Below are 4,622 nucleotides of genomic sequence, written 5' to 3'. Positions count from 1 at the left end.
CGGCGGCAGGTTGCGGCACGCGGAACGTGGGCCTACAGCCCGGCGGCGGCGCGCAGTTTCTCCGCGCGATCCGTACGCTCCCAGGGCAGGTCGATATCGGTGCGGCCGAAATGCCCGTAGGCCGCGGTCGGCGCGTAGATCGGGCGCAGCAGATCCAGATCACGGATGATGGCGCCGGGACGCAGATCGAACACCTCGGTGATGGCGGCCGAGATCTGGGCGGGATCGGTCTTTTCGGTGCCGAAGGTCTCCACGAACAGGCCGACGGGTGCCGCCTTCCCGATCGCGTACGCCACCTGGACCTCTACCTTCTCCGCCAGGCCCGCGGCAACCACGTTCTTGGCGACCCAGCGCATGGCGTAGGCGGCCGAACGGTCGACCTTGGAGGGATCCTTACCGGAGAACGCGCCACCACCGTGGCGGGCCATACCGCCGTAGGTGTCGACGATGATCTTGCGGCCGGTGAGACCCGCATCGCCCATCGGGCCGCCGAGGACGAACTTACCGGTCGGGTTCACCAGCAGCCGGATATCGGAGGTGTCCAGATCGGGGATGGCGATATCGGCCAGCACCGCCTCGACGACCTTCTCGCGGATATCGGGCGCCAGCAGGTTGTCCAGGTCGATATCGGCGGCATGCTGGGTGGAGACGACCACGGTATCCAGCCGGACCGCGCGATCGCCCTCGTATTCGATGGTGACCTGGGTTTTGCCGTCGGGCCGCAGATACGGCAGCACACCGGTCTTGCGGACCTCGGTGAGTTTGCGGGACAGCCGGTGCGCCAGGGCGATCGGTAGCGGCATCAGCTCGGGGGTGTCGGTGTTGGCGTAACCGAACATCAGGCCCTGATCACCGGCGCCCTGCTGTTCGATCTCGTCACCGGAACCGCCCACCCGCGCCTCGTGCGAGGTGTCGACCCCCTGGGCGATATCGGGCGATTGGGCACCGATCGCAACGTTGACACCGCAGGAGTTGCCGTCGAAACCCTTTGCCGAGGAGTCGTATCCGATCTCCAGGATCTTCTCCCGGACGATATGCGGGATGTCCGCGTACGCCTCCGTGGTGACCTCGCCCGCGACATGCACCTGACCGGTGGTCACGAGGGTTTCCACGGCGACCCGGCTGGTCGGATCCTGGGCGAGCATGGAGTCGAGGATGGAATCGCTGATGGCATCACAGATCTTGTCCGGGTGACCCTCGGTCACGGACTCACTGGTGAATAGCCGGCTACCGGACGTGCGCACAGTTTCCCTCTTCCTCAACGGTTACTCGTGTCCCGGATATGGACCGTAGCGCACGGCTGGCGGTCGTGACCCTGGACTACCAGACTATTAGAACGCGCGGCGGGTTTGTGGTTCCGGACACCACACCGGACGGGTTTCCGGTCCGGGACCCCGTCCGCCGGAACAGTCACGGCGGACACCCGCCGGATCGGCCCGGACAACCAGTACAGGTCGCCGGCGCGCGCGGCAAGACTTCGGATCGCGACGAGCCGAACCTCCCGCCCGCGCCCGATCGAGGCCGGCGGTGTGCGCGACGTTTATCCGGGTGCCCGCGCCGGCACGGGGATGTCACGTGGTTACGCGCCGCTGCCGGACCCGGCCTGTTCGCGCAGCAGCGGGCCCAGAGCATCGAGGACGCGGCTGGCCAGCAGCGCCTTGGAACCGTGATCGAGGGCCTGTTCGCTGCCGTCGGCGCCGAGCAGCCAGCCGTCGTTGGTATCCACCTCGAATGCCTTACCGTCACCCACGGCGTTGACGACCAGCAGGTCACAGCCCTTCCGGGCAAGCTTGGCGCGGGCATAGGTGATCACATCGCCGTCCTCGTCGCCGGTTTCGGCAGCGAATCCGACGATGGCGGTGCCGGGTAGCTGACCCTCGCGCCGCGCCTGCACCAGGCCCGCGAGAATATCCTCGGTCCGCGACAGCGCGATGCTGTCGGGTTCGTCCTTACCCTTTTTGATCTTGGCGCCGGCCACGGAAGTGGGCCGGAAATCGGCAACGGCCGCGGCCATGATCACCGCATCCGCACCCACCGCGTGCTTGTCGACGGCGGTCTTGAGCTGATCGGCGGTCGTGATGTGCACCAGTTCCACGGCCGCGGGCGGCGCCATCTCGATGGTGTTCCCGGCGATCAGCGTCACCTGCGCGCCTCGCTGGGCGGCCACCCGGGCCAGCGCATAGCCCTGCTTACCGGAACTGCGGTTACCCAGGAAACGGACCGGGTCCAGCGGTTCGCGGGTACCACCCGCGGTGATCACGACCCGCTTACCGGCCAGATCCCGCGGTACCGCGTCGGCGCGTTCCAGCAGCAGCGACGCCAGCCCGAAGATCTCCTCGGGTTCCGGTAGGCGACCCGGACCGGTATCGGTACCGGTGAGCCGGCCCGACGCGGGTTCCATCACCGTCGCACCGTGCGCGCGCAACGCGGCCACATTCGCCACGGTTGCCGCATGCTCCCACATCTCGGTATGCATGGCGGGCGCGAACAGCACCGGACATCGAGCGGTGAGCAGGGTCGCGGTCAGCAGATCGTCGGCACGGCCCTGCGCGGCGCGCGCCATCAGATCGGCGGTGGCGGGGGCGATGACCACCAGTTCGGCCTCCTGCCCCAGCCGCACATGCGGGACCTCGGGCACATCGGCGAACACCCCGGTGTGCACCGGATGGCCGGACAGCGCCTCGAAGGTCGCCTTGCCGACGAACTGCAATGCCGCCTCGGTGGGGATCACCCGCACGCTGTGGCCGGTTTCGGTGAACCGCCGTATCAGTGCGCACGCCTTGTACGCGGCGATACCGCCGCCCACCCCGACAACTACCCGCGCCATCGCGCGCCTCCTGCCCTATCGGCCGTTCGCCCGGGAACTACCGGGTCATTCGCCTTCGGTGTGCTCGAGCAGATCGCTGTGGATCTCCCGCATCGCCACCGACAGCGGCTTCTCCTGCGGCAGCGGCTCGACCAGCGGGCCGACGTATTCGAGGATGCCGTCGCCGAGCTGGTTGTAGTAGTCGTTGATCTGGCGGGCACGTTTGGCGGCGTAGATCACCAGCGCGTACTTGGACGAGGTGCGGTCCAGCAGTTCGTCGATCGGCGGGTTGGTGAGGCCGACCGGAGTGTCGTAGGCGGGCGCGGCGATATCCGTACTGCTCACTGAGGAAGCTCCTGCGGGGTCGGGGGGCACGGGTACGCGGCGGCTGGGCCGGGCGTATCCGGCTACGAATTGGAATTCGTGCTGACGAACAACGATACCAACTGCGCACAGGCGCTGGTCACGGTGTCGTTCACGATCACGGTGTCGAACTCGTCACGTGCGGCCAGTTCCACCCGCGCGGTCACCAGCCGGCGTTCGATGACCTCAGGGGATTCGGTGCCGCGACCGCGCAGCCGGTCCTCCAGCTCGGTCCAGCTGGGCGGCGCGAGGAACACCAGCACGGCCTCGGGCATCACGCGGCGGATCGAACGCGCACCTTCGAGGTCGACTTCGATCAGTACCGGCAGCCCCTCCGAGAGAGCGGCCCGCACCGGCGCGGCCGGAGTGCCCGACCGCTGCAGCCCGCCGTGGATATCCGCCCATTCGAGCAGATCGCCGGCGGCGATCATCGCATCGAACTCGGCCCGGCTGACGAACCGGTAATCGCGGCCGTCGACCTCGCCGGGACGCGGGTCCCGGGTCGTCGCCGACACGCTGAAAACCAGTTCCGGCAGCCGTTCGCGGACACAGCGCACCACGGTGGACTTGCCCACGGCCGAGGGGCCGACCAGTACAACCAGCCGACCCTTCGTCATGTTCTCGATCACCGAGGCTGTCAGGCGCCGAGGTCGAATTTGGCGAGCAGCGCTTTACGCTGCCGATCGCCGAGACCACGCAACCGTCGGGTCGGAGCGATCTCGAGCTCGTTCATGATCTCCTCTGCCTTGACCTTGCCCACCTTCGGCAGGGCTTCCAGCAGTGCGCGCACCTTCATCTTACCGATGATCTCATCGGTCTCGGCCTGGCCGAGGACCTCTTTCAAGTCGGTGCCGCCGCGCTTCAGGCGATCCTTGAGCTCCGCCCGAGCACGGCGAGCGGCAGCCGCCTTCTCCAGAGCAGCGGCGCGCTGCTCATCAGTCAGCTGGGGAAGGGCCACGGTTCCTCCGTCTCATCGTTCTGCATCAAAACCTGCCGAACTACCCGGCAGTCTCAGCGACCGTACCCACGACGCCCCCGGATTGCGAACCCACCCCCCAGGTCAGGGCATGAATCGGACCCCGTAACGCCCCCTTGCCGCCTGCCCCGCATCCCTGCTTGCCCACACCCGTGCGATCCGCGCGCCTACCACGAAATACCTTTTCAGCAGGGCATTTTGGGCCCGCGCGCCGGGGTTCGGCGCGCTTGGCCCGCACCAGGCGCTGCGCCATCGTGGACTCGGTGGTCAGGAAAGCGCGGGCTATCTCGGGGGTGCTCACGCCGGCCAGCGTCCGCAAGGTGAGCGCGACCCGGCGCACATAGCCGGCGCGCACCAGCAGCTTGTGGCTGGGCACCTCGGCGTCGGCGGGGTCGTCGCGCAACGTACGAAGGAAGAGGCGGGAGAGGCGGGTGATGACGGTTGCTCAGCGTAGACCCTGCCCGCTCCCGGCCGACG

General features: G+C 67.9%; 6 protein-coding genes. All 6 read right to left on the bottom strand.

The genetic code is table 11. The annotated features are described in order from the left end of the window. Positions 1-32: 32 nt before the first annotated feature. Positions 33-1,244, bottom strand: coding sequence for a methionine adenosyltransferase (metK, locus tag QH196_RS01455; protein ID WP_280413923.1), 1,212 nt, complete (start codon positions 1,242-1,244; stop codon positions 33-35). 335 nt (positions 1,245-1,579) lie between these two features. After that, positions 1,580-2,827: a bifunctional phosphopantothenoylcysteine decarboxylase/phosphopantothenate--cysteine ligase CoaBC gene (coaBC, locus tag QH196_RS01450; protein ID WP_280413922.1), complete on the bottom strand. Its 1,248-nt coding sequence runs from the start codon at positions 2,825-2,827 to the stop codon at positions 1,580-1,582. 45 nt (positions 2,828-2,872) lie between these two features. Beyond that, the gene (gene rpoZ / locus QH196_RS01445) at positions 2,873-3,151 is read right to left on the bottom strand and encodes a DNA-directed RNA polymerase subunit omega (protein ID WP_033241620.1); all 279 of its coding nucleotides are present in this window, start codon (positions 3,149-3,151) and stop codon (positions 2,873-2,875) included. A gap of 62 nt (positions 3,152-3,213) precedes the next feature. Further along, positions 3,214-3,786, bottom strand: a complete 573-nt coding sequence (gene gmk, locus QH196_RS01440; protein WP_280413921.1) for a guanylate kinase — start codon at positions 3,784-3,786, stop codon at positions 3,214-3,216. Positions 3,787-3,806: 20 nt separating this feature from the next. Next, positions 3,807-4,127 carry an integration host factor, actinobacterial type gene (gene mihF / locus QH196_RS01435; RefSeq protein ID WP_033241619.1) on the bottom strand — a complete coding sequence of 107 codons (321 nt, stop codon included), beginning with the start codon at positions 4,125-4,127 and terminating at the stop codon, positions 3,807-3,809. A gap of 40 nt (positions 4,128-4,167) precedes the next feature. Then, positions 4,168-4,581: a sigma factor-like helix-turn-helix DNA-binding protein gene (locus tag QH196_RS32445; protein ID WP_432279410.1), complete on the bottom strand. Its 414-nt coding sequence runs from the start codon at positions 4,579-4,581 to the stop codon at positions 4,168-4,170. Between the last annotated feature and the right edge of the window lie 41 nt (positions 4,582-4,622).

The organism is Nocardia carnea, from assembly GCF_029868325.1.
GTDB classification, from domain to species: Bacteria; Actinomycetota; Actinomycetes; order Mycobacteriales; family Mycobacteriaceae; genus Nocardia; species Nocardia carnea_C.
The sequence above is the reverse complement of the archived record's forward strand: the minus strand, read 5'-3'. Positions and strand labels throughout refer to the sequence as shown.

Bases quoted from the DNA above. Each gene is read 5' to 3' on its own strand.
- coaBC (WP_280413922.1), bottom strand. From the start codon at position 2,827: ATGGCGCGGGTAGTTGTCGGGGTGGGCGGCGGTATCGCCGCGTACAAG.
- gmk (WP_280413921.1), bottom strand. From the start codon at position 3,786: ATGACGAAGGGTCGGCTGGTTGTACTGGTCGGCCCCTCGGCCGTGGGC.